The following is a 24,977-nucleotide window of genomic DNA, read 5'->3' as shown; positions in this document are numbered from 1 at the left end:
GCCCGCCCACTGCATTCAACGGTAGCTGATCCCCGGCTTGGCGGTGGAAACCCGCGTGCCGGCGGTGCCTTTGACTATGTCTTCGATGTTCTCCAGCGAACTGATCACTGCCACTTTGCCGGTGTTGCGGGCAAAGTCGCAGGCTGCCTGCACCTTCGGCCCCATGGAACCGGCGGCGAAGCCGAGGCGTTCGAGTTCGTCGGGGTGGGCCTGGGCAATGGCCTTTTGCGTGGGCTTGCCCCAGTCAACATAGGCGGCATCGACGTCGGTGGCGATTATCAGTAGGTCGGCGTCCAGCTGCTCTGCCAGCAGGGCCGAGCACAGGTCCTTGTCGATCACCGCCTCGATGCCCTTCAGCTTGCGGTTTTCATCGTACATGGTGGGGATGCCGCCGCCGCCGGCGCAGATCACGATGCTGCTCTTTTCCAGCAGCCACTTGATCGGGCGGATCTCGAAGATGCGCTTGGGTTTCGGGCTGGCCACCACACGGCGGTACTTGTCGCCGTCGGCCTTGACCACCCAACCCTTTTCCTTGGCCAGGCGCTCGGCCTCTTCCTTGCCATAGACCGGGCCGATGAACTTGGTCGGGTCCTTGAAGGCGGGGTCGTTGGCGTCCACTTCGACCTGGGTCAGCAGGGTGGCGAACGGCACCTCGAATGCCAGCAGGTTGCCCAGTTCCTGTTCGATCATGTAGCCGATCATACCCTCGGTCTCGGCACCCAGCACGTCCAGCGGGTAGGCCTCGTCGGGCTTGTAGGACAGGCCTTGCAGCGACAGCAGGCCGACTTGCGGGCCGTTGCCGTGGGCGATGACCAGTTCGTTGCCTGGGTGGATCTTGGCGATCTGTTCGGTGGCGGTGCGGATATTGGCGCGCTGGTTGTCAGCGGTCATGGGCTCGCCGCGACGCAGCAGGGCGTTGCCGCCCAATGCAACAACGATACGCATGGGGAATGTCCTTTAACGAAAAGAAGGGAGCGCTGTACTCGACCGGTATCGCCGCCCCCTTGTGGGAGCGGGTTTACCCGCGAAAGCGTCAGCCCATGCAACGCGGCTGGTGCTACTGATGCATTCGCGGGTAAACCCGCTCCCACAGGGATCCGGGTTGCCCGGCTTGCCGAGTCAGCCTTTACAGGTCAGCCAAGGTCGATACCAGGATCGCCTTGATCGTGTGCATGCGGTTTTCCGCCTGCTCGAAGGCGATGCAGGCCGGCGACTCGAAGACGTCGTCGGTCACTTCGATACCGTTGGCCAGGTCCGGGTACTGTTCGGCGATCTGCTTGCCTACCTTGGTTTCAGAGTTGTGGAACGCCGGCAGGCAGTGCATGAACTTGGTCCGCGGGTTGCCGGTGGACTTCATCAGCTGTGCATTCACCTGATACGGCTTGAGCAGCTTGATGCGCTCACCCCAGGCTTCGATCGGCTCACCCATCGATACCCACACGTCGGTGTGCACGAAGTCCACACCCTTGACGGCGGCAACCGGGTCTTCGGTGAGGGTGATGCGCGCGCCGCTTTCCTCGGCGTACTTGCGGCAACGCTCGACCAGGTCATCATGCGGCCACAGCGCCTTGGGCGCGGCGATGCGCACATCCATGCCGAGCTTGGCACCGATGAGCAGCAGCGAGTTGCCCATGTTGTTGCGGGCGTCGCCCAGGTAGGCGTAGCTGATGTCGTGCAGCGGTTTGTCGCTGTGCTCACGCATGGTCAGCACGTCGGCGATCATCTGGGTGGGGTGGTATTCGTCGGTCAGGCCGTTGAACACCGGTACGCCGGCGAACTTGGCCAGTTCTTCGACGATTTCCTGCTTGAAGCCACGGTACTCGATGGCGTCGTACATGCGCCCGAGCACGCGGGCGGTGTCCTTCATGCTTTCCTTGTGGCCAATCTGCGAGGAGGTCGGGTCGATGTAGGTGACATTGGCGCCCTGGTCATAGGCGGCCACTTCGAAGGCGCAACGGGTACGGGTAGAGGTTTTTTCGAAGATCAGCGCGATGTTGTTGCCTTTCAGGTGCTGTTGCTCGGTGCCGGTGTACTTGGCGCGCTTGAGGTCGCGGGACAGGTCCAGCAGGTAGCGCAGCTCGCGGGTGGTGTGGTGTTCCAGGCTGAGCAGGTTGCGGTTGTGAATATTGAACGCCATGACAGCTTCTCCTTGGATTCGGTAGTGTCCCGGCCGGTGCGTTGTGGGCCCGGCCGGGTGCAATGGTCGTTAGTAGTCGATCGGGTCGCGCACGATCGGGCAGGTCATGCAGTGGCCGCCGCCCCGGCCCCGGCCCAGTTCGCCGGCACTGATGGTGATGACTTCGACACCTGCCTTGCGCAGCAAGGTATTGGTGTAGGTATTGCGGTCGTAGCCAATGACCACGCCCGGCTCGATGGCCACCACGTTGTTGCCGTCATCCCATTGTTCGCGCTCGGCGGCAAAGCTGTTGCCTCCGGTTTCGACCACGCGCAGCTTGACGCCCAGTTGTTCGCCCACCACTTCGATGAACGACTTGTTGATGCGGCGTACGTCCATGCCGTAAGGCTTGCTTTCATCCGGGCGAATGATGAACGGCACGATCTCTTTGACCACTTCCGGGAAGACCGTGACCAGGTCGCGGTCGCAGAAGCTGAACACGGTATCCAGGTGCATGGCGGCGCGCGATTTCGGCAGGCCCGCGACGATCACTTCCTTGACGGCGCCCTTGGCGAACAGGTTCTGCGCCAGTTGGCCGATGGCCTGGCGCGAGGTGCGCTCGCCCATGCCAATCAGCACGATTCCCTTGCCGATCGGCATGACATCGCCGCCTTCTAGGGTGGACTGGCCGTGGTCCTTGTCCGGGTCACCGTACCAGACCTGGAAGTCGGCGTTGGTGAACTGGGGGTGGAACTTGTAGATGGCGGTGGTCAGCAGGGTTTCCTGGCGTCGCGCTGGCCAGTACATCGGGTTGAGCGTGACGCCGCCGTAAATCCAGCAGGTAGTGTCACGGGTGAACTGGGTATTGGGCAGCGGTGGCAGGATGAAGCTGGAGTGGCCCAGGTAGTCGTTGTACATCTTGACCACTTCGGCACCCTCGCTCTGCGGCAGATCCTGCCCGGCAACGCCGCCAATCAGGAACTCGGCGAGGTGGCGTGGCTCGAGGCCTTCGAGCCAGCTGCGCACTTCGTTGGTCAGGCCCACGCCGACCGTGTCCGGGGTGATCTTGCGATCGAGGATCCACTTGAGTGCCTCGGGTTGCTGGACGATGTCGGTCAGCAGGTTGTGCATCTCCAGCACATCCACGCCACGCTCGCGCATCTTGGTGACAAAGTCGAAATGGTCACGCTTGGCCTGGTCGACCCAGATCACGTCGTCGAACAGCAGCTCGTCACAGTTGCTCGGCGTCAGGCGCTTGTGCGCCAGGCCCGGCGAGCAAACCATCACTTTGCGCAGTTTGCCGGCTTCGGAGTGGACACCGTACTTCTGTTTTTCAGCGGACATGATTTCATTCCTCCAGTTGAACGAAGACGTGGGTCAAAGAGTCAGGAAGCCGTCGTACAGGCCAAAGGCTGCCACCAGGGCGCCGATGACCACGGCTGCGAAGATCAGTTTTTCCACGTTGGTGAAGACAGGTTGGCCAACCTCACGCTTGGCCTTGGCGAACAGAATCGCGCCAGGTGCGTAGAGCAGGGCCGAGAGCAGCAGGTATTTCACGCCGCCGGCGTACAGCAGCCAGATGGCGTACAACAGGGCGATACCACCGATCACCAGGTCCTTCTGCCGTTCGGCCAAGGCCTGTTCGTAGGTTTCGCTACGCACTGCCAGCAGCACGGCATAGGCTGCCGACCACAGGTAGGGCACCAGGATCATCGATGTGGCCAGGTAGATCAGCGACAGGTAGGTGCTGTTGGAGAACAGCGTGATAACCAGGAAGATCTGTACCATGGCGTTGGTCAGCCACAGGGCGTTCGCCGGTACCTGGTTGGCGTTCTCGCGGCGCAGGAATTCCGGCATGGTGTGGTCCTTCGCGGCGGCGAACATGATCTCGGCGCACAGCAGCACCCACGACAGCAGTGCCCCAAGCAGCGAAATGATCAGGCCGACGCTGATCAGCACCGCGCCCCAGTGGCCGACCACATGCTCCAGCACGGCAGCCATCGACGGGTTCTGCAGCTTGGCCAGTTCCGGTTGGGTCATGATGCCCAGCGACAGTACGTTGACCAGCACCAGGAACAGCAGCACGGTGACGAAGCCGATAACCGTGGCCTTGCCCACGTCAGAGCGTTTTTCCGCCCGCGACGAGAAGATGCTCGCGCCCTCGATGCCGATGAACACCCAAACGGTGACCAGCATCATGTTGCGCACCTGGTTCATCACACTGCCAAGCTCTGGCGTGCCAACCGCCCAGATGTCAGCAGTGAAGATGTCGAGCTTGAAGGCGAACAGGCAGATCAGGGCGAACAGCAGCAGCGGCACCACCTTGGCCACAGTGGTGACCAGGTTGATGAACGCCGCTTCCTTGATGCCGCGCAGCACCAGGAAGTGCACTGCCCAAAGCAGCACCGACGCGCCGATGATGGCGGCCGGGGTGTTGCCTTCGCCGAAGATCGGGAAGAAGTAACCCAAGGTACTGAACAACAGCACGAAGTAGCCGACGTTGCCCAGCCAGGCACTGATCCAGTAGCCCCAGGCCGAGGAGAAGCCCATGTAGTCGCCGAAACCGGCCTTGGCGTAGGCATACACCCCGCCATCCAGGTCAGGCTTGCGGTTGGCCAGGGTCTGGAACACGAACGCCAGGGTCAGCATGCCGACCGCGGTGATCGCCCAACCGATCAGCACAGCGCCAACCCCTGCGCTGGCAGCCATGTTTTGCGGCAGCGAGAAGATACCGCCACCAATCATCGAACCGACGACAAGTGCAACTAACGCGCCGAGCTTTAGTTTTCCGGATGAATCAGACATTTAACAACTCCTGCCAGGAGAAAGTTGACGACAGCGTAAATCCGACGCCGCTGCCATTCGCTGACTTGGGTCAGTTCATGGCGACGTGAAGTAGGAAAATTCCTTCACGGAGCTCCCGGAGAGTGCCGACAACTTTTGCTGCAGGCCTTGCACGCTGGCACCTCCATGTCCTTCTAGAGCAAACGCTCTGTTCAGCCTGCGAAGCTTGAAGCTAGCCTCTTTTGCCGCTTTCGCAAATTTTTCACAAGAATTTCGAGCTTTATCGGGCCCTTCTCTAGTTGCTCGCGAGCTGCTAGTTTTTACTCGAAGCGGGCATAGACAAAGCAGTTATTAGTGCTATAGCTTCATTGGTCCGGATCATTATAAGTAACGCCATCTATATGGACGGCATGGCTGTTTCAAACCCATGACAGCGCGTTAAAAAAGGAAAGCTCATGAGCGAACCGGGACAAAAGCTGCGCCTGGGTGCGCTGATCGCGTTGGTGGTCGGCTCGATGATTGGTGGCGGGATATTCTCTTTGCCGCAAAACATGGCGGCGCGTGCCGATGTGGGGGCAGTGCTGATCGGTTGGGGTATCACCGCGATCGGCATGCTGGCCCTGGCTTTTGTGTTCCAGACCCTGGCCAACCGCAAGCCTGAGCTGGACTCGGGGGTGTACGCCTACGCCAAGGCCGGCTTTGGCGAGTACATGGGTTTTTCCTCGGCCTGGGGCTACTGGATCAGTGCCTGGCTGGGCAACGTCGGCTATTTCGTGCTGCTGTTCAGCACCTTGGGGTTCTACTTCCCGGTGTTTGGCGAGGGCAACACGCCGATTGCCATCGGTTGCGCGTCGCTGCTGCTGTGGGCGGTGCATTTCCTGGTGCTGCGCGGCATCAAGGAGGCGGCGTTCATCAACCAGGTGACCACCGTTGCCAAGGTGGTGCCATTGCTGATCTTCGTGGTGATAGCGGCATTTGCCTTTCGCGCCGATATCTTCACCCGTGACATCTGGGGTCTGAGCAACCCGCAGTTCGGCAGCGTGCTGGAGCAGGTGCGCAACATGATGCTGGTGACTGTGTTCGTGTTCATCGGCATCGAGGGTGCCAGTGTGTATTCCGGGCGCGCCCAGCGACGCTCGGATGTCGGCAAGGCCACGGTGATCGGTTTCCTGGGGGTGCTGGCGCTGCTGGTGCTGGTCAATGTGCTGTCGCTGGGGGTGATGACCCAGCCGGAACTGGCCGGGCTGCAGAACCCGTCACTGGCTTCGGTGCTGGAGCATATCGTCGGGCCCTGGGGCGCCTTGCTGATCAGTATCGGCCTGGCGGTTTCGCTGCTTGGCGCGCTGCTGTCCTGGGCGTTGCTGTGCGCCGAGATCCTCTTTGCCACGGCACGGGACAAGACCATGCCGCGCTTCCTGGCCCAGGAAAACGCCAACCATGTGCCGGCCAACGCCCTGTGGCTGACCAACTGCATGATCCAGGGCTTCCTGCTGATCACGCTGTTTTCCGCCGGTACCTATACCAGCCTGATCTACCTGGCGTCGTCGATGATCCTGGTGCCCTACCTGTGGTCGGCGGCCTACGCCGTGCTGTTGGCGGTACGTGCAGAAACCTACGACGGGCAGCCGGCCTTGCGCCGCAAGGACCTGCTGGTAGCGCTGATTGCCCTGGTATATGCGGTGTGGCTCTTGTACGCCGGCGGGCTCAAGTACCTGTTGCTGTCGGCGCTGCTGTACGCGCCGGGCGTTATCCTGTTCGCCCGGGCCAAGCATGAGCAGGGAAAGGCCTTGTTCACTGCCTGGGAAAAGCTGATTTTCGCCGCCGTGCTGGCCGGCGCCGCCCTGGCGGCCTATGCCCTGTACTCAGGGCTGCTGAGCTTGTGACCGGGCAGGGCAGGGGGCGTGCTCCGGGCGGGACCAGATCCACAGGTTGCCCAGGGCCATGCCGGCAATGGCCAGAAACACCGGCCAGCGGTGTTCCAGGAACGTCAGCATCAGGCCCGCGCACAGCAGCATGCTGAGGGTCGCGCTGACCTTGGCCCGGCGCTGGATAACCTTGCCATTGCGCCAGTTGTGCAGGATCGGCCCGAACAGCCGGTGGTTCTCCAGCCAGGCAGACAGGCGCGGTGAACTGCGCGTGGCCGCCCAGGCGGCCAGCAGGATGAATTCGGTGGTCGGCAGGCCGGGGATGATGATCGCGACCAGGCCAACGCCCAGGCTCACGTAGGCCAGGAGTGCATACAGCAGGCGGGCAAGTTTCGAGCGGGCGGGTCGGGTCATGGTCTCATTGCATAAAGCGGTTCGGCCACCGGTAGGGTGGCCGGATACGGTGTGTCAAACCAGCGCGGCATCCGCAGCGTAGGCGTGCTTGAGCAGTTCGGTGAAGCGCTCGAAGGCAGCAACTGCGCCGCGTTCGGCAGCGGTGTCCTCTTCGGTGGACAAGGCCAGGCCATCCAGAATGCGGGTGAACTGCTTCCAGCCTTCAGCACGGCCGCCGGCCGGTTCACCCAGGTGTCGAGCACCGAAGTTGTCGGACAGTCCCAGGGCCACGGCACGCTTGATCAGAAACGCAGCGCCCAGTTTGGAGCCTTCGGAGACGAAGATCCAGCCCATTGCCTCGCCCAGGCTCGGGTTGCGCAGGGCCTCCGGCACGGCTGGCGGTACTGCGGTGTCGAGGTCGGCGAGGTCCAGGCGGGCCTGTTCGGCACGGCAGCGCTCGGCCAGGTCGGGGACGATGGCGATCAGTTGCGGGTCGTTGTACAGAGCCTGCAGCTCGGCCTGGAACAAGTACTGGGCGGCCACGAAGCGGGCGAAGCTTTCGCGGCTGTCGAAAGGGGCGTGGGAACTGACCAGTGCATCCAGTTCGGCATGAGGGGTGTGGGTGATCTGTTTCAGGCGCTGGGAGCGCAGGGCTGGGCGGTCGGTCATAGGGCATTCCTTGGAAAAAAAGGGCGTCTAGAGACAAGACGAACCAGCGGGGATGGAACAGTAAAAAAAGCCGGTATTTGTGCTGGTAGTAATGGCCTCTTGGCGGGTGAACCGGCTCCCACAGGTATTGCGCAAACCTCGGGCCTGCGATGTCCCTGTGGGAGCGGGTTTACCCGCCAAGAGGCTGGCACTGACGAAACAAGCCTGTCAGCGATAATTCAGGTCAGATATCCCAGACCACATTGATGCCGAAGTTGCGCCCCGGCATGGTCAGGCGGTCGATGTTGGCCGGCTGGGTCACGGCCGCTTCACCCTGGCCGTCGTAGCTGCGTACCGAATCCCACTGCCAGTACTTCTTGTCGGTGAGATTGTACAGGCCGGCGTTGATGGTCACATCGTCGGTAACCTTGTAGTAGCCGGTCAGGTCCAGCACCCCGTAGCCTGGGGTGCGGAACTTGGAGCTCGAGCCGTCGGGCGAGTAGAAGGTACTGTCGTCGACGCGGGTCTTGCGCTTGACCAGTGTCCAGCTCAGCAGGCCGCCGTAGTGCTGTTGTTCGTAACCCAGGCCGAACACGCCCTTGAGCGGGTTGACGCTGTTCAGTGGCTCGCCGGTGTCATCGTTACGGCCATAGGTGTAGGCGATCGAGCCCTGGGTATACAGGCCCTGCGGCGCACCGAAGTGGTTTAGGTTCAGGCGGCCCTTGACCTCGGCACCCTTGATGGTGGCGTGCTTGATGTTGTTGGCCTTGAAGGTCTGCTCCAGGTTGGCGCTTTGTACGGCATCTTCGTCGATGAAGTCGTGGTACTTGTTGTAGAACACCGCCACGTCGAAATTACCTGCGTCGAAGTTGCCACGCAGGCCGGTTTCATAGCTTTTGCTCTTTTCGGGTTCGAGGCCCGGGTTGCCTTCTACGCGGTAGCCTTGCTCGATGTTCTCGAACTTCCCGTACATGGCTTTGGCGGTCGGGGTGCGGAAACCTTCGGCGTACTGGCCATACCAGGTGTAGTTGTCGTTGAAGGCGTAGGTCAGGCCGAACTTGGGCGAGATACGGTGCCACTTCTTGTCCGAATCGTCCTGGGAGGTGGGCACGGTACCGGATGACTCCAGGCCACGCAGGAACTCCTCGGTGAACCTGGGCTTCATGCGCGTGTAGTCGTAACGAGCGCCAGGCAGGAAGGTCCAGTTGTTCCAGCGGATTTCATCCTGTACGAACAGGCTGTAGGTGTTCACGGTCGGGTCCGGGAAGTCACTGACCAGCGCCTGGCCGTCTGCCGGGCGCTCGGCGCCAGCGGCGGAACAACCTGAACCAACGGCCAGGCAGGTGCCGGTGCCGCTGCGCGAACCGGTGACCTTCTCGTGCTTGAGGGTGGTGCCGTAGGTCAGCAGGTGGTCGGTGGCGCCGAGGCTGAAAGCCTTGTCCAGCTGGGCATCGAATACCCATTGGCGGTCCTTGTAGAGGGTGTCGCGGGTACGCAGTACCTGACGGCCAGGTGGTGCGTAGACCTCCTCGGTGTGCTGGTCGGTCTTGGCGATCTGGTAGTTCAGGCTCCACTTCACATGGTCGGCGACCAGCGAATCGAGGCCGAACTCATGGTTGATGCCAAAGCGTTCGCGGGTGATGGTGTCGTTGCCATTACGCGCCTTGTAGTAACCCGAGGCACCCAGGCCAGGAATGAACGGCCCGCCCACCGCACTGAGGATGTTCTGGTCGCGGTCATCCTTGTAGTGTTCGTAGGTGAAGCCCAGGCGCGCGTCGTCGGCGTAGTTCCAGCCCAGCTTGGCCAGTACGTTGGTGGTGCGCACATCCATCGGATTGGCTTCGGTACGGGCCAGGCCGTCACCGCTGTGGCCACCGTGGGTCTCGGTTTCGTGGCCGTTGCGCTGGCTCAGGTGCAACAGGCCGTCGAAGTCGCCCTGGCGGCCGGCGACGGTGGCGGAGGTCAGCCAGCTCTCGTCGGCCGAGCTATAGCCAGTCTTCAGGCGGGCGCCTGCGTCCTTGCCGGGCTTGATGATGTCTTCCGGGTCGAGGGTGAAGTAGCTTACTGCCCCGCCGATGGCGTTGCTGCCGTACAGCACAGAAGCCGGGCCGCGGAGGATTTCCATACGCTTGACGATCTCCGGGTCCACGTAGTTGCGCTGGGTCTGGGCGTAGGGGCCGAAGAAGAAGCTGTCGGGGATCGACACGCCATCGACCTGGGTGAGGATGCGCTCGCCGTCGATGCCACGGATGTTGTAGCCGTTCAGGCCGCTGCGCTGGCCGGTGCCAGCTACCGACACGCCCGGTTCGTAGCGCACCAGGTCCTGGATGTTGTTGACGTTCTGCCGGTCGAGTTGCTCGCGTGTCTGCACGCTGACGGTGCTCGGCACCTGGCTGACGTCCTGGGCGCTGCGGGTGGCGCTGACGGTCACTTGTTGCAGGGCAATCACGTTGGCGCTGGCCTGGCGTTCGAGTACCACATTGCCACTGCTGATCTTGCGAAAGCCCAGGCCGGTGCCGTGTAGCAGGCGCTTGAGCGCGGCTTCCGGGGGTAGCGAACCCTGCACCCCTGGCGATGCCACGCCGTCGGCCAGTTCAGCGCTGAAGCCGACCTGCCAGCCGGTGACCTGGCTGAAAGCATTGATGGCCGAAACCAGCGGCTGCTGGCCGATGCTGAAGCGGTAGTCGCCCATGCGCGGGCTGCTGGCCTGTGCCGTTTCGGTGGCCAGTGCCGGCAGGCTTATGGCACCGCTGGCGAGCAGGGCAAGGTTCAGTAGGGAAAGGCTCAGGAGGGACAGTTGCCCTCTGTGGCGAGGAAGGGGGGAGGGGCGGGTAGGACCTGTGGACATCGGAAGCGCTCCCTGACGCGCGGGCTGTTATAGGTGATGGCTGTACTCGTTTTCAAACGAGAATCAGTTGCATTGGCTATAACGAGACGGGCGGGGTAGCGTGACTGCGTAAAAAAAGTTGGATTGCGGTCTGACGATCTGTATCGCGATTTCTATGGGAACGTGTCGGGTTTCAGATTTGCGGATCAGTTCAGGATGACCAGCGCCGGGTACTCATGCAGCTGTGCCGAGGTGATGTGGGCCAGCGCGCGCAGGGTTTGCAGCGGCTGGTCGAGGCGGTAGTTGCCGGTGACTGCCATGTCTTCCAGCTGCGCATTGCGGTTGATGATCCAGCCTGGGTAGTAGCGCTGCACCTCGGCCAGCACCTGGCTCAGCGGGCAATTCTCGAACACCAGGCGGCCGTCGACCCAGGCCAGGTCCTTGTGCATGTCGGGGCGCTGGCGCTGGCCGAACCCCTGGGGGCCGACGCTGATGCTGTCGCCGGCGCTCAGGCGAATGCGCTGGTCGCGGGCCCCCTGCAGGTCGACATCGCCGCGCTGCACCCTCACCTGTGCCTCGCCGTCGAGGTAGCGCACGGCAAAGTCGGTGTCGCGCACCTGCGCGCGCAACGGCCCGGCCTGCACTTCCAGTGGCAGCAGCGCGCCCTCGGGGACCTGGAAATAAGCCTCGCCCTGTAGCAGGCGGGCGATCTGGTGGCCGTCACGCTGCTCGCTGGCAAATGCCGAATTGGTGTTGAGCAGCACTTTCACGCCGTCTTCCAGCTGCAGGCGCTGGCGCTCGCCCACCACCGTCAAGTGGTCGGCCTGCAGGCGCATGGGCAAGTTGCCCAGGGTGAACAGCCCGACCAGCAGCAGCGCCGCCGTGGCCAGGGGTTTCCAGTGGCTGCGCAGGCGCCCGCGCCACGAGCGGCGCTGTTGCTGATGCATCTGCACGGCCGCCTGGTGCAGCGGTGCGCCGTTCCACAGGGCTTCTGCCTCGACATAGGCCTCGGCATTTTCCGGCGCTGCGCTCAGCCAGGCTTCGAAGGCCTGGGTGTCCTTGGCGTCGGCGCATTGCAGGCGTACCAGCCAGTCCAGCGCCTCGTCCATGGCACGAGCACTGGGCCCGGCGGGTGACGGGCGAGGGGGGCTGTCGGTCACGGTGAATCCTTGAATGGTTTTTGCGAATGATCAAGGCTGAGGCGGGGCGTGGCAAGGGCTTTGCGTTGCCTCACTTGAGGCGGTCGGCGACCCCCATGCAGATCGCCATGATCAGTTTCAGTTCCTTCTGTACCGTGCTGGGCGAAACATTCAGTTGTTCGGCGATTTCCAGGTAGGTGGCGCCATGCAGGCGGCTGAGGATGAAGATGCGCTGCTGGCGTTCGCTCAGTTGGTTGAGGCTGATGCTCAGGTGCTTGAGTAGCTGCTCGGCATGGGCCGCATCCTCGCTGCTGGTGGCCGGCGCGGCCACGCTGTGCAGGACCTCGTCGGGCACGTCGTCGACCAGCATGCGCGATTGCACTCGGCGCGCGCGCAGGTGGTCGAGGGCCAGGTTGCGTGCGGTCTGGAACACGAACGGTTCGATGTGTTCGATGGGCCGTTCACCGAGGGCGCGGGACACCCGCAGGTAGGTTTCCTGCAAAAGGTCCTCGGCCGTGTTGGGGTTGCCCACCATGCGCTGCAAGGTGCGCAGCAGGGTAAGGCGCTGGACGAGGAAGACAGAGTTGAACCGGGACTGACTCACGGGGGGACCTGGCCGACGAAAGGTTAATGATAATGCTTATCATCCTCCTCGAAGGTCAAGCCTGGAAATGTTAGGAAAGGGTAAAGATTGTGAGTATTGGGCGCAGAGGCGCTCGCTGCGGCATTATCAGCGCCTGAGAGATCGAGCGCCGCGCGGGCGACGCTCGATCTCTCAGGCGGTAAAAATGCCGTGTCATGCTCAGCCGGCGCGGCACAACGCCAGGCAGTTATCCAGCATGCGGTTGGAGAACCCCCACTCGTTGTCATACCAGGCCAGCACCTTGAGCATGCGCCCGTTGGCCCGGGTATGGTTGGCATCGAAGATCGACGACAGCGGGTTGTGGTTGAAATCGCAGGAAACCAGCGGCAAGGCGTTGTAGCCCAATACCCTGGAGTGCTTGCTGGCCTCGAGGAACAACTGGTTGACCTGCTCGGGCGTGGCCTCGCGCTTGAGGTTGACTGTGAGGTCCACCAGCGACACGTTGATCACCGGTACCCGTACCGCCATCCCGGTCAGCTTGCCGGCCAGCTCCGGCAGCACCAGGCCCACGGCCTCGGCGGCGCCGGTCTTGCTCGGGATCATCGACTGGGTCGCCGAGCGCGCACGGTACGGGTCGCCGTGGTACACATCGGTCAGCACCTGGTCGTTGGTGTAGGCATGGATGGTGGTCATCAGTCCCTGTTCGATGCCGAACTCGCGGTGCAGCACCTGGGCAATCGGTGCCAGGCAGTTGGTGGTGCAGGAGGCGTTGGAAATGATCTGGTGCGAGGCCCGCAGGATGTCGTGGTTGACCCCGTACACCACGGTGGCATCGGCGCCTTTGGCCGGTGCCGAGACGATCACCTTGCCAGCCCCCGCAGCCAGGTGCGCGGCGGCCTTGGCGCGCTCGGTGAACAGCCCGGTGCATTCGAACACCACGTCGATCGCTTCGGCCTTCCAGGGCAGTTCGGCCGGGTTGCGGATGGCGCTGACCGCGATGCGGTCACCATTGACCGTGAGGCTTTCGTGGTCGGCCTCGACGCTGGCGTCGAAGGTGCCGTGCACGCTGTCGTACTTGAGCAGGTGGGCATTCATGGCGCTGTCGCCCAGGTCGTTGATGGCGACGACCTGCAGGTCCTGGCGGTAGCCTTGGGTATACAGTGCGCGCAGGACGTTGCGCCCGATGCGGCCGAATCCATTGATGGCGATGCGTAGGGTCATGGCAGTACCTCTGGCAGTCCGAGTGAAACCTGTGGCACAAAGGAGCTTCACTGAAACGGTTTTGTTGTTGGAATTACAAGATTATTCACCTGCCGATAGAAAACAAGCCTTTTTAGTGGCAGTATTTTGTTTAAACATACAACGAGTGGTTGGGCGACGTGCCTCCACCGATGCAGCGGGCTCCTCTACCTTGAGCCTAGGCCGCAATCGTTTGGAGGGGAAATGCTCGGTAAACCGCCCTTACAATTAGCCTGGAGTCCAGTACATGCATCCGCGCATCCTTGAGGTCACCCAGCGGCTGGTCGAACGTAGCCGTGCCACCCGCGAACGCTACCTGCAACTGATTCGCGGCGCGGCCAGTGACGGCCCCATGCGTGCCAGCCTGCAGTGCGCCAACTTCGCCCATGGCGTGGCTGGTTGCGGCAGCGACGACAAGCAGACCCTGCGCCTGATGAACGCGGCCAACGTGGCCATCGTCTCGGCCTACAACGACATGCTTTCGGCGCACCAGCCCTACCAGCACTTCCCCGAGCAGATCAAGCAGGCCCTGCGCGATGTCGGTTCGGTCGGCCAGTTCGCCGGTGGCGTGCCGGCCATGTGCGATGGCGTGACTCAGGGCGAGCCGGGCATGGAGCTGGCCATAGCCAGCCGCGAAGTGATCGCCATGTCCACCGCCGTGGCCCTGTCGCACAACATGTTCGACGCCGCGCTGATGCTGGGCATCTGCGACAAGATCGTCCCTGGTTTGATGATGGGCGCACTGCGCTTTGGTCACCTGCCGACCATTTTCGTCCCGGGCGGGCCGATGGTCTCTGGCATTTCCAACAAGCAGAAGGCCGACGTGCGCCAGCGTTATGCCGAAGGCAAGGCCAGCCGCGAAGAGCTGCTGGATTCGGAGATGAAGTCCTACCACAGCCCTGGCACCTGTACCTTCTACGGCACTGCCAACACCAACCAGCTGGTGATGGAAGTGATGGGCCTGCACCTTCCGGGCGCCTCGTTCGTCAACCCGTACACACCGCTGCGCGACGCGCTCACCGCCGAGGCCGCGCAGCAGGTCACGCGCATGACCAAGGCCAGCGGCAACTTCATGCCGCTGGGTGAAATCGTCGACGAAAAGGCGCTGGTCAACTCCATCGTCGCCCTGCACGCCACCGGCGGCTCGACCAACCATACCCTGCACATCCCGGCGATTGCCCAGGCCGCCGGTATCCAGCTGACCTGGCAGGACATGGCCGACCTGTCCGAGGTGGTGCCGACCTTGTCCCACGTCTACCCCAACGGCAAGGCCGACATCAATCACTTCCAGGCCGCGGGCGGCATGGCCTTCCTTATCCGCGAGCTGCTCGATGCCGGGCTGCTGCACGAAGACGTCAACACCGTGGCCGGCCATGGCCTGCGCCGCTACACCCAGGAGCCGTTCCTCGACAACGGCAAGCTGGTGTGGCGCGAAGGGCCGCAGCACAGCCTGGACGAAAGCATCCTGCGCCCGGTCGCGCGGCCGTTCTCGGCCGAAGGCGGCCTGCGGGTGATGGAGGGCAACCTCGGCCGCGGCGTGATGAAGGTGTCCGCTGTCGCCCCTGAGCACCAGGTGGTCGAGGCGCCAGCGCGGGTGTTCCAAGATCAGCAGTCGCTGGCCGATGCGTTCAAGGCAGGCGAGCTGGAGCGTGACTTCGTCGCCGTGGTGCGCTTCCAGGGCCCGCGCTGCAACGGCATGCCGGAGCTGCACAAGCTCACACCGTTCCTCGGCGTGCTGCAGGACCGTGGCTTCAAGGTGGCGCTGGTTACCGACGGGCGCATGTCCGGTGCTTCCGGCAAGATCCCGGCGGCCATTCATGTTTGCCCCGAGGCTTATGACGGCGGCCCGCTGGCACGAGTGCGCGATGGTGATATTGTGCGGGTCGATGGTGTCGAAGGCACGCTGCGGGTAATGGTGTCGGCCGAAGAACTGGCCAGCCGCGACCTGCCGCCAGCGCCACAGGGCAACGACCTGGGCTGCGGGCGCGAGCTGTTCGGCTTCATGCGCATGGCGTTCAGCCCGGCAGAGCAGGGCGCCAGTGCCTTCACCTCGGCCCTGGAGAACCTCAAATGAAGGACCTGCTGGTTGGCGACATCGGCGGCACCAATGCCCGTTTTGCGTTGTGGCGTGACAACCAGCTGCATGAAGTGAAGGTCTTCGCCACCGAGGACTACACCAGCCCGGAACAGGCCATCGAGGCTTACCTTGAAGGCCTGGGCATTCCCCGCGGCGGCGTGACTGCTGCCTGCCTGGCGGTGGCCGGGCCGGTCAATGGCGACGAGTTCCGTTTCACCAACAACCATTGGCGCCTGAGCCGTCTGGCATTCTGCCAGCGACTGCAGATCGAGCAGCTGCTGCTGATCAATGACTTCACCGCCATGGCGCTGGGCATGACCCGCCTGCGCGATGGCGAGTTTCGCGAAGTGTGTCCAGGCCAGGCCGATCTTGCGCGTCCGGCGTTGGTCATCGGTCCGGGTACCGGTTTGGGTGTCGGCTCCCTCTTGCGAGTGGGGGAACGTTGGTGTGCCTTGCCGGGCGAGGGCGGGCACGTCGACCTGCCGGTGGGTAATGCCCGCGAAGCAGCGATTCACCAACAGATTCACGCGCAGATCGGCCACGTCAGCGCCGAAACCGTGCTCAGTGGCGGTGGTCTGCTGCGCCTGTACCAAGCAATCTGTGAACTGGACGCTGACATACCCCGACACAAGACCCCGGCGCAAATCACCGATGCTGCGCTGGCCGGCGAACCACGGGCGCTGGCGGTGATCGAACAGTTCTGCCGTTTCCTTGGCCGAGTGGCGGGTAACAATGTTCTGACGCTGGGCGCGCGGGGAGGGGTCTATATTGTCGGCGGCGTGATCCCGCGGTTTGCCGAGCTGTTCCTGCGCAGCGGGTTTGCCGCGAGTTTTTCCGACAAGGGCTGCATGAGTGGTTATTTCGCTGGCGTACCGGTTTGGCTGGTGACGGCGGAGTTTTCCGGGTTGCTGGGGGCCGGGGTGGCTTTGCAGCAGGCGCTGGATCACGGATAGGTAGGCCACTGCGCGACCCAATCGCCGGCAAGCCAGCTCCCACACCGATCGCTTCAAGCCTAGGGTTGTGCAATAACTGTGGGAGCCTGGCTTGCCGGCGATGGGTTGCGAAGCAGCCCCAGAAAGCAACACCCGACAGCAGGCAAAAAGACCTGCAATCAACAAGAGGAAGGACCACCTTGAGCACTGCCGGCAAATCGATCCTGATGGTCGACGACGACCAGGAAATCCGCGAGCTGCTGCAAACCTACCTGAGCCGCTCCGGCTTCCAGGTGCATGCCGAAGCCGACGGCAAGGGCTTTCGCCGCGCGCTGGAATCCACCCCCTGCGACCTGGTCATCCTTGATGTCATGCTGCCCGACGAAGACGGCTTCAGCCTGTGCCGCTGGGTACGCCAGCACCCGCGCCTGGCACGGGTACCGATCATCATGCTCACCGCCAGCTCCGACGAAACCGACCGGGTCATCGGCCTGGAGTTGGGCGCCGACGACTACCTGGGCAAGCCGTTCAGCCCCCGCGAACTGCAAGCGCGGATCAAGGCCCTGCTGCGTCGCGCCGAGTTCGGCCAGGCGGCGCCGGGCGGTGCGGTGCTGGCCTTCGACGACTGGCGCCTGGACACGGTCAGCCACCGCCTGTTCCATCGCGACGGTGAGGAAGTGATTCTCTCTGGCGCCGACTTCGCCCTGCTCAAGCTGTTCCTCGACCACCCACAGCAGATCCTCGACCGCGATACCATCGGCAACGCCACTCGTGGTCGCGAGCCGATGCCGCTGGACCGCATCGTTGACATGGCGGTCAGCCGCCTGCGCCAGCGCCTGCGCGATACCGACAAACCACCCCGGCTGATCCGCACCGTACGCGGCAGCGGCTACCTGTTGGCTGCCCATGTCTGCAATGCGCCCTGAGCGGCGCTGGCGACTGCTGCCGCGCTCGCTACTGGGGCGCATGCTGTTGCTGACCCTGCTGGTGGTGCTGCTTGCCCAGGGTTTGTCGAGCGTCATCTGGGTTGCCCAACTGCGCGCCAGTCAGTTGCAGGGCCTGCGTGCCAGCGCCAGTAGCCTGGCTCATTCGATGAGTGCCAGCGTCAGCTACTTCCGCTCGTTGCCAGTGGCCTATCGGCCGATGGTCCTCGACCAGTTGCGCAGTATGGGCGGTACACGCTTTTTCGTGTCGCTCAACGCCAAGCCGCTGGACATGCCGCTACTGCCCGTTACCCCGCGCAAGCAGGCGGTGATCGATGTGTTCCAGCAGGTGCTGCATGAGCGCCTGGGTTCGCAGATGGAAATTTCCGTCGAGTTCGTCGGGCCCGACGACCTGCGTATCTTCAACAGCGGCCTGAAGCTCGACGAACTGCCACGCTCCTGGGCGCATTACTCGCTGACACTCGAGCCACTCAACCCGCCGGTGCTGGTAACCCAGATCCGCCTGGGCGAGGGTGAGTGGCTGTACATCGCCTCGCTGCTGCCCGAGCCCTACACCAGCCTGGAGGCCGAGCGCCTGCCGCGCCAGCAGATTGGCTTCATCGTGTTGACCACGGCCCTGCTGCTGCTGTTCATCGGCTTGCTGGTGCACTGGCAAAGCTGGCCGCTCAAGCGCCTGGCGCGCGCTGCCCGAGAGATGTCACTGGGCGCCGATGTGGCACCGGTGGCCGAAGGTGGTGGCAGCGAGGTGGTCGAGGTGGGGCGTGCGTTCAACAGCATGCGCGAGCGCATCAGCCGCTACCTGACCGAGCGTAGCCAGCTGTTCAGTGCCATCTCCCACGACCTGCGCACGCCGATCACCCGCTTGCGCCTGCGCGTCGAGCTGCTGGAGGACGAGCGCCTGCAGGCCAAGTTCAGCCAGGACCTGGACGAGCTGGAGCTACTTGTCAAAGGTGCATTGCAGTGCGTGAAGGACACCGACATCCACGAGAACATCGAGCCGGTCGACCTCAACCAGGTGCTGGAAATCCTGGCCGAGCCGTACCTGGGCGATGGCCGCATAACGCTCGAAGGCCGGGCGCTGGCGCCATACCCGGGCAAACCGCTGGCGTTGCGGCGCTGCATCGGCAACCTGATCGACAACGCCATCAAGTACGGCGAGCGAGCGCGGCTGCGCATCATCGACAGTGCCGAGGGGTTTGTCCTGCAAGTGGATGACCAGGGGCCGGGGGTGCCGCAGCAGCAGCTGGAGCAGGTGTTCGAGCCGCACTTCCGTCTGGCCGGGCAACAGCAGGGGTACGGGCTGGGGTTGGGGATTGCGCGCAACATTGCCCATAGCCATGGCGGGGAGGTGAGCTTGCTGAACCTGCGTGAGGGCGGGTTGCGGGTGACCTTGTACCTGCCGCGGGGCATGGACTGAAGGGTTGTATTGCCTGTACCGGCCCCTTCGCGGGTAAACCCGCTCCCACAAAGACCTCACAGGTCCATACAGGCTCCGAGGCTAATGCAAAAACTTGTGGGGGCGGGTTTACCCGCGAAGAGGTCGGCACAGGCAGCACAAATGTCACTTACTGGTGACAAATCCACCTTCCTTGGTGACATTCCCATCCAGGCCCGCTCACTAGAATTCGCAGACGACTGGCAAGGATCTAGCTGGCCCATGAACACCTACAACCTGCCTTCCACCCGCTGGCTCGACGCCCCGGCCCACACCGCCTGGCGCATGGCCGAAGGGCAGCGCCTGCTGGCCTTCGCCACGGCTTCGAAACTGCCCGATGGCTTCGGTAGCCTCGACGCCGCAGGCCTGCTTGCCCCCGGTGCCCGCGCCGAAACCCTGATCACCGCCCGCATGACTCACTGTTTCGCCCTGGCCCACCTGCAGGGCCTGCCTGGCTACCTGCCCTATGCCGAACACGGTGTTGCCGCCCTGCTTGGCGCGCTGCAGGATGCCACCTACGGCGGCTGGTTCGCCCACCCCGGAGGCCATGACGACAGCGGCAAGGCGGCTTACCTGCATGCCTTTGTCGCCCTGGCCGCCAGCTCGGCGGTGATGGCAGGTGCTTGCGGTGCACCAGCCTTGCTGGCAGGCGCGGTGCAGGTGCTCGAAGCGCATTTCTGGAGCGAAGAGGAGGGTGCCCTGCGGGAAGCCTTCTCCCGCGCCTGGCAGTTGCCCGAGCAGTACCGTGGTGCCAACAGCAACATGCATGCGGTCGAGGCCTTTCTGGCCCTGGCAGACGTAACTGGTGACAACCTGTGGCTGCAACGCGCCTTGCGCATCGCCGAACGCATCATCCATACCCATGCCGCCGCCAACGGCTACCGGGTCATCGAGCATTTCGACGCCCTCTGGCAGCCGCTGCCGCACTACAACCAGGCGTACCCGGCAGACCACTTCCGGCCTTATGGCTCCACCCCCGGGCATGCCTTGGAGTGGGCGCGGTTGCTGTTGCATCTGGAAGCCAGCCTGGAACAGGCCGGCCTGCATGCCCCGCAGTGGCTGCCAGACTGTGCCCGTGCATTGTTCGATACAGCCTGCCAGCAGGCCTGGAACGTCGATGGCGCGCCCGGTTTTGTCTACACCCTGGACTGGGCCGATCGCCCGGTGGTGCGCGCACGCCTGCACTGGGTGCATGCCGAAGCCTGCGCCGCCGCCGCGGCCCTGTTGCAGCGCACGGGCGAGGCGCACTACGAGCAGTGGTACCGCCGTTGCTGGGACTTCATCGTCAACCATTTCATCGACCATGGCGCTGGCAGCTGGCACCACGAACTCGATACGCGCAACCAACCGGCCGCGACCATCTGGCCAGGCAAGCCCGACCTCTACCATGCCTACCAGGCGCTGCTGCTGCCGGGCTTGCCACTGGCACCCAGCCTGGCCAGCAGCTTGGCCGGCAATGTAACCAAACGATGACATTCACGCATCGCTTCGTTACCTGGCGAGGCGAGCACGCTGTTTAGACTTCATGCAACGCAAGCGATCGACTTGCACGGCATAACAACAAGAAAGGTGCTTCGATGAATTCCACGCTCCGTCTCGCTGCCGCCATCTCCCTGGCCTCCTTGCTTCCATTCAATGCCCTGGCTGCCGAATCCAAAGGCAGTGTCGAGGTGGTGCACTGGTGGACCTCTGGTGGTGAAAAAGCGGCGGTCGATGTGCTCAAGGCCCAAGTCGAAAAAGATGGTTTCACCTGGAAGGACGGTGCCGTTGCCGGTGGTGGTGGTGCCACCGCCATGACCGTGCTCAAGAGCCGCGCCGTTGCCGGCAACCCGCCGGGTGTCGCGCAGATCAAGGGCCCGGACATCCAGGACTGGGCGGCCACCGGCCTGCTCGACGCCGATGTACTCAAGGATGTGGCCAAGAAAGAAAAGTGGGACTCACTGCTCGACAAGAAAGTCGCCGATACCGTCAAGTACGACGGTGACTATGTCGCCGTACCGGTGAACATCCACCGCATCAACTGGCTGTGGATCAACCCCGAAGTCTTCAAGAAGGCCGGCATCGACAAGGCGCCAGCCACCCTCGACGAATTCTACGCCGCTGCCGACAAGCTCAAGGCCGCCGGCTTCATCCCGCTCGCCCACGGCGGCCAGCCGTGGCAGGACAGCACCGTGTTCGAAAGCGTGGTGCTGGCGGTGATGGGGGCCGATGGCTACAAGAAGGCCCTGGTCGACCTTGACAGCACAGCCCTGACCGGCCCGCAGATGGTCAAGGCGCTGACCGAACTGAAAAAGGTCGCCACCTACATGGACCCGGATGGCAAAGGCCAGGATTGGAACCTGGAAGCGGCCAAGGTCATAAACGGCAAGGCCGGCATGCAGATCATGGGCGACTGGGCCAAGAGCGAATGGACCCTGGCGAAGAAAACCGCCGGCAAGGACTACCAGTGCGTGCCATTCCCCGGCACCGACAAGGCGTTCCTGTACAACATCGACTCGCTGGTGGTGTTCAAGCAGAACGACGCCGGCACGTCTGCCGGGCAGCAGGATATTGCCCGCAAGGTGCTGGGCGAGGACTTCCAGAAGGTCTTCAGCAGCAACAAGGGGTCGATCCCGGTGCGCAACGACATGCTTGCCGACATGGGCAAGTATGACTTCGACGTCTGCGCGCAGACCTCCGCCAAGGACTTCCTGGCCGATGCCAAAAATGGCGGCCTGCAGCCGAGCATGGCGCACAACATGGCCACCACGCTGGCCGTGCAGGGCGCGTTCTTCGATGTGGTGACCAACTACATCAACGACCCCAAGGCCGACCCGGCCGATGCGGCGAAGAAGCTGGCGGCGGCGATCAAGGCTGCCCAGTAAGGCTGACGCGAATCCGTTGTAGGAGCGGCCTTGTGTCGCGATGGGCTGCGCAGCAGCCCCATAACCTGCGCACTCGATCTTTCAGGTAGGTATCGACCTTGAGTCCGTTGGGGCTGCTGCGCAGCCCATCGCGACACAAGGCCGCTCCTGCAGGGGAGTGCGGCGCCTTTGAGGTGAACCATGACCACAGCAACCGCCCAACTGCGGGCCTCACCCCTGGACGCGTTACAGCGCTGGCTGCCCAAGCTGGTGCTGGCGCCGAGCATGTTCATCGTTCTGGTGGGCTTCTACGGCTACATCCTCTGGACTTTCGTCCTGTCCTTCACCACCTCGACCTTCCTGCCGACCTACAAATGGGCCGGCCTGGCGCAGTACGCCCGGCTGTTCGACAACGATCGCTGGTGGGTGGCAAGCAAGAACCTGCTGCTGTTCGGCGGCCTGTTCATCGCCATCAGCCTGGTCATCGGTGTAGTGCTGGCGGTCCTGCTGGACCAGCGCATCCGTCGCGAAGGTTTCATCCGCACTATCTACCTGTACCCCATGGCGCTGTCGATGATCGTCACCGGCACCGCCTGGAAGTGGCTGCTCAACCCCGGCATGGGCCTGGACAAGCTGCTGCGTGACTGGGGCTGGGAGGGCTTTCGCCTTGACTGGCTGATCGATCCAGACCGGGTGGTGTACTGCCTGGTGATCGCCGCCGTGTGGCAGGCCTCGGGCTTCATCATGGCGATGTTCCTTGCCGGCCTGCGTGGCGTCGACCCGTCGATCATCCGTGCCGCTCAGATCGACGGTGCCAGCCTGCCGCGAATCTACTGGCGCGTGGTGCTGCCCAGCCTGCGCCCGGTGTTCTTCAGTTCGCTGATGATCCTCGCGCACATTGCCATCAAGAGCTTCGACCTGGTGGCGGCCATGACTGCCGGTGGCCCAGGCTACTCGTCCGACCTGCCCGCGATGTTCATGTATTCATTCACCTTCAGCCGCGGCCAGATGGGCATGGGCTCGGCCAGCGCCATCCTGATGCTCGGGGCGATCCTGGCGATCCTCGTGCCTTACCTGTACTCGGAGTTGCGGAGCAAACGCCATGCATAGCCCTCTCGACAAAGCAGTGCCGAGCCCGAGCCGCATCGCCATCCACGCGGTGCTGTTACTGGCGGTGCTGCTGTACCTGGTGCCGCTGGTGGTGATGCTGCTGACCAGCTTCAAGACCCCGGAAGACATCAGCACCGGCAACCTGCTGAGCTGGCCGGCGGTAATTACCGGCATCGGTTGGGTCAAGGCCTGGGGCACGGTCAGCGGTTACTTCTGGAACTCGATCATGATCACCGTGCCAGCGGTGCTCATCTCCACCGCCATCGGCGCGCTGAACGGCTATGTGCTGTCGATGTGGCGCTTCCGCGGTTCGCAGCTGTTCTTCGGCCTGCTGCTGTTCGGCTGCTTCCTGCCGTTCCAGACCGTACTGCTGCCGGCCTCGTTCACCCTCGGCAAGCTTGGCCTGGCCAGCACCACCACCGGCCTGGTACTGGTGCACGTGGTCTACGGCCTGGCCTTCACAACGCTGTTCTTCCGCAACTTCTACGTGAGCATCCCCGATGCGCTGGTCAAGGCTGCGCGCCTGGACGGTGCCGGGTTCTTCACCATTTTCCGCCGCATCATCCTGCCGATGTCCACGCCAATCATCATGGTCTGCCTGATCTGGCAGTTCACCCAGATATGGAACGACTTTCTGTTCGGCGTGGTGTTCTCCAGCGGCGATTCGCAACCGATTACCGTGGCCCTGAACAACCTGGTCAACACCAGCACAGGGGCCAAGGAATACAACGTCGACATGGCAGCGGCGATGATCGCCGGCCTGCCAACCCTGCTGGTCTACGTGGTGGCAGGCAAATATTTCGTCCGCGGGCTGACTGCTGGCGCGGTAAAGGGGTAAGTCATGGCAACGCTCGAACTTCGCAATGTGAACAAGACCTACGGCAGCGGCTTGCCGGACACCCTCAAGGACATCCAGCTGTCGATCAAGGATGGCGAGTTCCTGATCCTGGTCGGCCCGTCGGGCTGCGGCAAATCGACCTTGATGAACTGCATCGCCGGGCTGGAGCAGATCACCGGCGGTGCGATTCTCATCGACCAGCAGGACGTCAGCGGCATGAGCCCCAAGGACCGCGACATCGCCATGGTGTTCCAGTCTTACGCGCTGTACCCGACCATGAGCGTGCGCGAGAACATCGAGTTCGGCCTGAAGATCCGCAAGCTGCCCCAGGCCGCCATCGACGAAGAAGTGGCGAGGGTGGCCAAGCTGTTGCAGATCGAGCACTTGCTGGCGCGCAAGCCGGCGCAGCTGTCCGGTGGCCAGCAGCAGCGCGTGGCCATGGGCCGGGCGCTGGCGCGGCGGCCGAAGATCTACCTGTTCGATGAACCGCTGTCCAACCTCGATGCCAAGCTGCGCGTCGAGATGCGTACCGAAATGAAATTGATGCACCAGCGCCTCAAGACCACCACCGTGTACGTCACCCATGACCAGATCGAGGCCATGACCCTGGGCGACAAGGTGGCGGTGATGAAGGACGGCATCATCCAGCAGTTCGGCACCCCGCAGCAGATCTACAACGATCCGGCCAACCAGTTCGTCGCCAGCTTCATCGGTTCGCCACCGATGAACTTCATCCCGGTGCGCCTCACTCAACAGGACGGGCGCCTGCTGGCCTTGCTCGACAGCGGCCAGGCGCGTTGCGAACTGCCTCTGGGGGTAGCCGCTGACGAGCTGGATGGCCGCGAGATTATCCTGGGCATCCGCCCCGAGCAGATTGCCCTGGGTGCAGCCGAGGGCAATGGCCTGCCCGGCATTCGCGCCGAGGTGCAGGTGACCGAGCCCACCGGGCCGGACCTGCTGGTGTTCGTCACCCTGAACCAGACCAAGGTCTGCTGCCGCCTGGCGCCGGATGTGGCGTGCCGGGTCGGCGACAGCCTGAACCTGCAATTCGACCCGGCCCGGGTGCTGCTGTTCGACGCTGCCAGCGGCGAGCGCCTGCACCTGGCCACTACTGCCACGGCCATGAAGGACAATGTGGCGCATTTCAAAGGCCGATAACTCGTCTACACCGTCAAATAAGAACAAGAGGACGCAAAGGGATGGA

The 24,977-nt window shown here is 63.2% G+C and carries 20 protein-coding genes; 10 read left to right on the top strand and 10 right to left on the bottom strand.

Annotated features, from left to right (window positions below):
• Positions 1 to 15: 15 nt before the first annotated feature.
• The 4 genes from arcC to arcD (CAF92_RS09925) form a co-directional block, all read right to left on the bottom strand.
• Complete coding sequence (gene arcC, locus CAF92_RS09940) at positions 16 to 945, bottom strand: carbamate kinase (RefSeq protein WP_003257953.1); 930 nt, start codon at positions 943 to 945, stop codon at positions 16 to 18.
• A gap of 181 nt (positions 946 to 1,126) precedes the next feature.
• Positions 1,127 to 2,137: an ornithine carbamoyltransferase gene (locus tag CAF92_RS09935; RefSeq protein WP_046616970.1), complete on the bottom strand. Its 1,011-nt coding sequence runs from the start codon at positions 2,135 to 2,137 to the stop codon at positions 1,127 to 1,129.
• Between the two features lie 69 nt (positions 2,138 to 2,206).
• Positions 2,207 to 3,460, bottom strand: coding sequence for an arginine deiminase (gene arcA, locus CAF92_RS09930; RefSeq protein ID WP_046616969.1), 1,254 nt, complete (start codon positions 3,458 to 3,460; stop codon positions 2,207 to 2,209).
• Positions 3,461 to 3,493: 33 nt separating this feature from the next.
• Complete coding sequence (arcD, locus tag CAF92_RS09925; protein WP_046616968.1) at positions 3,494 to 4,921, bottom strand: arginine-ornithine antiporter; 1,428 nt, start codon at positions 4,919 to 4,921, stop codon at positions 3,494 to 3,496.
• A 434-nt stretch (positions 4,922 to 5,355) separates the two neighbouring features.
• Here arcD (CAF92_RS09925) and arcD (CAF92_RS09915) point away from each other — a divergent pair, with 434 nt between their 5' ends.
• Positions 5,356 to 6,783, top strand: a complete 1,428-nt coding sequence (gene arcD, locus CAF92_RS09915; RefSeq protein ID WP_046616967.1) for an arginine-ornithine antiporter — start codon at positions 5,356 to 5,358, stop codon at positions 6,781 to 6,783.
• On the opposite strand, the gene CAF92_RS09910 is transcribed toward arcD (CAF92_RS09915), so the two are convergent.
• The 6 genes from CAF92_RS09910 to gap form a co-directional block, all read right to left on the bottom strand.
• Positions 6,763 to 7,179 carry a YbaN family protein gene (locus CAF92_RS09910; protein WP_085600594.1) on the bottom strand — a complete coding sequence of 139 codons (417 nt, stop codon included), beginning with the start codon at positions 7,177 to 7,179 and terminating at the stop codon, positions 6,763 to 6,765. The genes arcD (CAF92_RS09915) and CAF92_RS09910 overlap by 21 nt on opposite strands.
• Positions 7,180 to 7,233: 54 nt before the next feature.
• On the bottom strand, positions 7,234 to 7,827 hold the full coding sequence (locus CAF92_RS09905; RefSeq protein WP_085600593.1) for a biliverdin-producing heme oxygenase: 594 nt from the start codon (positions 7,825 to 7,827) through the stop codon (positions 7,234 to 7,236).
• A gap of 223 nt (positions 7,828 to 8,050) precedes the next feature.
• Positions 8,051 to 10,654, bottom strand: a complete 2,604-nt coding sequence (locus CAF92_RS09900; protein WP_085600591.1) for a TonB-dependent receptor — start codon at positions 10,652 to 10,654, stop codon at positions 8,051 to 8,053.
• 185 nt (positions 10,655 to 10,839) lie between these two features.
• The gene (locus tag CAF92_RS09895) at positions 10,840 to 11,793 is read right to left on the bottom strand and encodes a FecR domain-containing protein (RefSeq protein ID WP_085600589.1); all 954 of its coding nucleotides are present in this window, start codon (positions 11,791 to 11,793) and stop codon (positions 10,840 to 10,842) included.
• A 70-nt stretch (positions 11,794 to 11,863) separates the two neighbouring features.
• Positions 11,864 to 12,376 carry an RNA polymerase sigma factor gene (locus CAF92_RS09890; RefSeq protein ID WP_025337861.1) on the bottom strand — a complete coding sequence of 171 codons (513 nt, stop codon included), beginning with the start codon at positions 12,374 to 12,376 and terminating at the stop codon, positions 11,864 to 11,866.
• 198 nt (positions 12,377 to 12,574) lie between these two features.
• Positions 12,575 to 13,576: a type I glyceraldehyde-3-phosphate dehydrogenase gene (gene gap, locus CAF92_RS09885; protein WP_085600587.1), complete on the bottom strand. Its 1,002-nt coding sequence runs from the start codon at positions 13,574 to 13,576 to the stop codon at positions 12,575 to 12,577.
• Between the two features lie 265 nt (positions 13,577 to 13,841).
• Between gap and edd the strand changes: the two genes are divergently transcribed.
• The 9 genes from edd (at position 13,842) to CAF92_RS09840 (ending at position 24,931) form a co-directional block, all read left to right on the top strand.
• Positions 13,842 to 15,668, top strand: a complete 1,827-nt coding sequence (gene edd, locus CAF92_RS09880) for a phosphogluconate dehydratase (protein WP_046616960.1) — start codon at positions 13,842 to 13,844, stop codon at positions 15,666 to 15,668.
• Complete coding sequence (locus CAF92_RS09875) at positions 15,665 to 16,624, top strand: glucokinase (RefSeq protein WP_085600585.1); 960 nt, start codon at positions 15,665 to 15,667, stop codon at positions 16,622 to 16,624. Before edd ends, CAF92_RS09875 begins: the two co-directional genes overlap by 4 nt.
• A gap of 179 nt (positions 16,625 to 16,803) precedes the next feature.
• On the top strand, positions 16,804 to 17,529 hold the full coding sequence (gene gltR / locus CAF92_RS09870) for a two-component system response regulator GltR (RefSeq protein ID WP_046617133.1): 726 nt from the start codon (positions 16,804 to 16,806) through the stop codon (positions 17,527 to 17,529).
• A complete protein-coding gene (locus CAF92_RS09865; RefSeq protein WP_085600583.1) occupies positions 17,510 to 18,964 on the top strand; it encodes an ATP-binding protein in 1,455 nt (484 codons plus the stop codon). Before gltR ends, CAF92_RS09865 begins: the two co-directional genes overlap by 20 nt.
• Positions 18,965 to 19,204: 240 nt before the next feature.
• The gene (locus tag CAF92_RS09860) at positions 19,205 to 20,455 is read left to right on the top strand and encodes an AGE family epimerase/isomerase (protein ID WP_085600582.1); all 1,251 of its coding nucleotides are present in this window, start codon (positions 19,205 to 19,207) and stop codon (positions 20,453 to 20,455) included.
• Between the two features lie 104 nt (positions 20,456 to 20,559).
• Positions 20,560 to 21,846, top strand: coding sequence for an ABC transporter substrate-binding protein (locus CAF92_RS09855; protein WP_085600580.1), 1,287 nt, complete (start codon positions 20,560 to 20,562; stop codon positions 21,844 to 21,846).
• A gap of 180 nt (positions 21,847 to 22,026) precedes the next feature.
• A complete protein-coding gene (locus CAF92_RS09850; protein WP_025337868.1) occupies positions 22,027 to 22,935 on the top strand; it encodes a carbohydrate ABC transporter permease in 909 nt (302 codons plus the stop codon).
• Positions 22,928 to 23,773, top strand: coding sequence for a carbohydrate ABC transporter permease (locus tag CAF92_RS09845; RefSeq protein WP_046617128.1), 846 nt, complete (start codon positions 22,928 to 22,930; stop codon positions 23,771 to 23,773). The genes CAF92_RS09850 and CAF92_RS09845 overlap by 8 nt, the downstream gene beginning before the upstream one ends.
• A gap of 3 nt (positions 23,774 to 23,776) precedes the next feature.
• On the top strand, positions 23,777 to 24,931 hold the full coding sequence (locus tag CAF92_RS09840) for an ABC transporter ATP-binding protein (RefSeq protein ID WP_085600578.1): 1,155 nt from the start codon (positions 23,777 to 23,779) through the stop codon (positions 24,929 to 24,931).
• The last annotated feature ends 46 nt before the right edge of the window (positions 24,932 to 24,977 follow it).

Source organism: Pseudomonas sp. B10(2017) (assembly GCF_002113295.1).
In the GTDB taxonomy this organism is placed as follows: Bacteria; Pseudomonadota; Gammaproteobacteria; order Pseudomonadales; family Pseudomonadaceae; genus Aquipseudomonas; species Aquipseudomonas pudica.
Note: the sequence above shows the minus strand (reverse complement) of the source record. Positions and strands in the feature narration are given on the sequence as shown.

What these genes read in the sequence shown, in the direction of transcription:
- arcC (WP_003257953.1), bottom strand. Translation starts at nt 945, where the DNA reads ATGCGTATCGTTGTTGCATTGGGCGGCAACGCCCTGCTGCGTCGCGGC.
- CAF92_RS09935 (WP_046616970.1), bottom strand. Translation starts at nt 2,137, where the DNA reads ATGGCGTTCAATATTCACAACCGCAACCTGCTCAGCCTGGAACACCAC.
- arcA (WP_046616969.1), bottom strand. Translation starts at nt 3,460, where the DNA reads ATGTCCGCTGAAAAACAGAAGTACGGTGTCCACTCCGAAGCCGGCAAA.
- arcD (WP_046616968.1), bottom strand. Translation starts at nt 4,921, where the DNA reads ATGTCTGATTCATCCGGAAAACTAAAGCTCGGCGCGTTAGTTGCACTT.
- arcD (WP_046616967.1), top strand. Translation starts at nt 5,356, where the DNA reads ATGAGCGAACCGGGACAAAAGCTGCGCCTGGGTGCGCTGATCGCGTTG.
- CAF92_RS09910 (WP_085600594.1), bottom strand. Translation starts at nt 7,179, where the DNA reads ATGACCCGACCCGCCCGCTCGAAACTTGCCCGCCTGCTGTATGCACTC.
- CAF92_RS09905 (WP_085600593.1), bottom strand. Translation starts at nt 7,827, where the DNA reads ATGACCGACCGCCCAGCCCTGCGCTCCCAGCGCCTGAAACAGATCACC.
- CAF92_RS09900 (WP_085600591.1), bottom strand. Translation starts at nt 10,654, where the DNA reads ATGTCCACAGGTCCTACCCGCCCCTCCCCCCTTCCTCGCCACAGAGGG.
- gap (WP_085600587.1), bottom strand. Translation starts at nt 13,576, where the DNA reads ATGACCCTACGCATCGCCATCAATGGATTCGGCCGCATCGGGCGCAAC.
- edd (WP_046616960.1), top strand. Translation starts at nt 13,842, where the DNA reads ATGCATCCGCGCATCCTTGAGGTCACCCAGCGGCTGGTCGAACGTAGC.
- CAF92_RS09875 (WP_085600585.1), top strand. Translation starts at nt 15,665, where the DNA reads ATGAAGGACCTGCTGGTTGGCGACATCGGCGGCACCAATGCCCGTTTT.
- CAF92_RS09865 (WP_085600583.1), top strand. Translation starts at nt 17,510, where the DNA reads ATGTCTGCAATGCGCCCTGAGCGGCGCTGGCGACTGCTGCCGCGCTCG.
- CAF92_RS09860 (WP_085600582.1), top strand. Translation starts at nt 19,205, where the DNA reads ATGAACACCTACAACCTGCCTTCCACCCGCTGGCTCGACGCCCCGGCC.
- CAF92_RS09855 (WP_085600580.1), top strand. Translation starts at nt 20,560, where the DNA reads ATGAATTCCACGCTCCGTCTCGCTGCCGCCATCTCCCTGGCCTCCTTG.
- CAF92_RS09850 (WP_025337868.1), top strand. Translation starts at nt 22,027, where the DNA reads ATGACCACAGCAACCGCCCAACTGCGGGCCTCACCCCTGGACGCGTTA.
- CAF92_RS09845 (WP_046617128.1), top strand. Translation starts at nt 22,928, where the DNA reads ATGCATAGCCCTCTCGACAAAGCAGTGCCGAGCCCGAGCCGCATCGCC.
- CAF92_RS09840 (WP_085600578.1), top strand. Translation starts at nt 23,777, where the DNA reads ATGGCAACGCTCGAACTTCGCAATGTGAACAAGACCTACGGCAGCGGC.